This window comes from Arthrobacter sp. 05N33_2, assembly GCF_056397425.1.
Genome location: NZ_JBFTNJ010000131.1, coordinates 1 through 2,694 on the forward strand (window position 1 = coordinate 1; position 2,694 = coordinate 2,694).

Consider the following 2,694-nt stretch of genomic DNA (forward strand, 5'->3'; position numbering starts at 1 on the left):
GGGTGAAGGAAATATCCGGACGTGCGCCGCTGACCAGCGGCAGGACTATGAACCACAGGGCGAGGGCGATCACGATGATCCGGCCCGCCCAGCCTGCCGCAATTGTGCCCTTCTCCTGGCTGCCGGTGGCTTTCCACACGGCGGATTCGACCAGCCGGCCGCCGTCCAGCGGAAGGCCGGGAAGGACGTTGAAGATGCCGATCAGCAGGTTGGCCCAGACGAAGATGTTGGCCAGGATGTCGGCCACGCCGTTCAGGTTGCCGTACGCAAGCGGGAGCCAGCCTGCGCCGGCAAGGACGAAGTTCGCGGCCGGGCCGGCCATCGCCACCAGGACGGAGCGGCCGGGTGAGGCCGTGAAGCTCTGGAACTGGGTGTGGCCGCCCCAGAGGTTGAGGACAATTTTCTCCGTGGGCCAGTGGAACAGCTTCGCGGTCAGCGCGTGCGCGAGTTCATGGGCCAGCACGGAAATCAGGAGCAGCAGCGCGTAGGCGAAGGCGACGAAGAAAGCGGTGACGCCGAGGCGCGGATTGTTGCTCTGCAGGACCGGCCCGTAGGCGATCACCGTGAAGGCCGCGATGATGAACCAGGAATACGCCAGAAATACCGGAATGCCGGCGATCCGGCCCAGCGGAATCCCTTCCCGGCGGTTAGCGGGAGTCTTTCCGGGTTGCCCCTGGCTGCCGGTGTCAGCCACGGGCGTGGCCCGCGGTCGAGAGTGTGGTCGAGACCGTGGTCGAGACCGTGCCTAAGCGGCCGGTTGGGTCCGCGGCGGCGCCGAAGGTGGCGTCGGGGAAGTCGTGCCGCAGGGCCACGAGCTCCTCCAGGTCAGCGACTGTCCTGCCCTCCAGGGTGTTCCAGGTGGCGCGGCGGGGATCGTGCGGGAGGGGCAGGATGTGCGGGATGGCGACCGTGACGACGCCGGAGGCCACGGCGGCGGCGACACCCGGCACGGRATCTTCCAGGGCCACGCAGTGGTGCAGGCCGAGCTCGGGATCCTGCTGCTGCAGTAGCTCAACGGCCGTGAGGTAAGCCTCCGGGTGCGGCTTGCCCTGCGTCACAGTGTCTCCCGTGACCAGGAACTCGAAGTAGGGCTCGGGCAGGCTCGCAACGATCTCCCGGGCCAGCGGGGCCTCGGACATGGTGACCAGGGCGCAACGGACGCCGGCGTTGTAGAGTTCGTCGAGCAGTTCGCGGGCCCCGGGCCGCCAGGGAATGGAGCTCCGGACCTGGCTGATCACGTGGCCGGTGAGGGTGTCGATGATCTCGCGCCGTTCCAGGGCCACGCCGGCTTCCTGCAGGATTCCCGCGGAAAACATCAGGGACTGTCCCACGAGCTGCATGGCCTGTTCGTGGGACCATTGTCCGCCGTGGGCTTCGACGAGTGCGTGTTCGGCTGCGATCCAGTAGGGCTCGGTGTCGACAATGGTGCCATCCATGTCCCAGAGCGCTGCTTTAAGGAGGGGCCGGGAAGCTGAGGATCGCATGCCTTCCAGTCTACGGGGAAGCCCGCGGCCGGGCGCCCGCGCTACGCCTACGGCGAATTCCGCGCGCCTGACCCTGGGATTTCGGGCGGAAATTGCGGTTCCTTGGCGCGCGATTGCCTGCGCGCGGCGGGTTCTTGGACGTAGGGTGATGGCATGAACAGCTTCGAGGCAGACCCCACCGAACCAGGCGCCGTCTCCGAGCCGGAGCGGCTGCTGCAGCCAGTCCCCGAGGGCCGGCGCATCACCGTCATGCTCGCGGCCTTCGAAGGCTGGAACGACGCCGGAGAGGCCGCCAGCGATGCCCTGCGCTACCTGAACAAGCTCTGGGGCGGCAAGAAGGTCGGGGCGATCGACGCCGACGAGTACTACGACTTCCAGTTCACTCGGCCCACGATTCGGCGGACAGCGGCCGGTGAGCGGAAGATCAAGTGGCCGTCCACGCGGATCTTCAAGGCCAGCGTCCCCGACTCGAATGTGGACGCCATCTTCGTCCAGGGCACCGAGCCGTCCTACAAGTGGCGTGCCTACACCGCGGAACTGCTGGTACATGCCGAGGCGCTGCATGTCGACTACGTCATCCTGGTCGGTGCGCTGCTGGCTGACGTGCCGCACAGCCGGCCCATTCCGGTCAGCACCTCCACGGACGACGCCGCACTGCGTGAGCGGATGGACCTGGAGGCCTCGCAGTACGAGGGCCCGGTAGGGATTGTGGGCGTGCTCGGCGAGGTGGCCCTGCTGGCCGGGCTCCCGACCGTGTCGCTCTGGGCGGCCGTGCCGCACTATGTAGCCCAGGCCCCGTCGCCGAAGGCGCAGCTGGCCCTGCTGCACCGGGTCGAAGAGCTGCTCCAGGTCCCGCTGGACACCACGGAACTCGTGGAGGAGGCCGACGCGTGGGAACGCGGCGTGGACGAGCTCGCTACAGAGGATCCGGAAATTGCGGCGTATGTGCGCCAGCTGGAGGAGGCCAAGGACACCGCCGACCTTCCGGAGGCCAGTGGTGAATCGATAGCCCGCGAATTTGAGCGCTACCTCAAGCGCCGGGGCAAGGACAAGCCCTAGCCCGCGTCCCGCTTTTCCCTCCCACTTCCCTCTCCCACCTTTCCCGCGCACTTCCCCTATGGGGGTCTTCCCCCGGACCAGAGTCTTATGACCCTGCCGGCGGCCGCCTGTCGCGGCGAGAGTTGGACCTGGCCGCGACGCCGGCCAACAC

General features: G+C 67.7%; 3 protein-coding genes. 1 reads left to right on the forward strand and 2 read right to left on the reverse strand.

Going from position 1 to position 2,694, the window contains the following annotated elements; translation table 11 throughout:
* Together AC1DHX_RS20545 and AC1DHX_RS20550 are read right to left on the reverse strand one after the other, a co-directional pair.
* The coding region (locus AC1DHX_RS20545; RefSeq protein ID WP_476900446.1) for a site-2 protease family protein at window positions 1–694 on the reverse strand (694 nt) is incomplete at its 3' end.
* The gene (locus AC1DHX_RS20550; RefSeq protein ID WP_476900447.1) at window positions 687–1,484 is read right to left on the reverse strand and encodes an HAD family hydrolase; all 798 of its coding nucleotides are present in this window, start codon (window positions 1,482–1,484) and stop codon (window positions 687–689) included. The genes AC1DHX_RS20550 and AC1DHX_RS20545, both read right to left, overlap by 8 nt.
* 153 nt (window positions 1,485–1,637) lie before the next feature.
* On the opposite strand from AC1DHX_RS20550, the gene AC1DHX_RS20555 reads away from it, so the two are divergent.
* Window positions 1,638–2,543 (forward strand): PAC2 family protein, encoded by a 906-nt coding sequence (locus AC1DHX_RS20555; RefSeq protein ID WP_476850918.1) that lies wholly within the window; start codon window positions 1,638–1,640, stop codon window positions 2,541–2,543.
* Window positions 2,544–2,694: the final 151 nt, after the last annotated feature.

What these genes read in the sequence shown, in the direction of transcription:
- AC1DHX_RS20555 (WP_476850918.1), top strand. Translation starts at nt 1,638, where the DNA reads ATGAACAGCTTCGAGGCAGACCCCACCGAACCAGGCGCCGTCTCCGAG.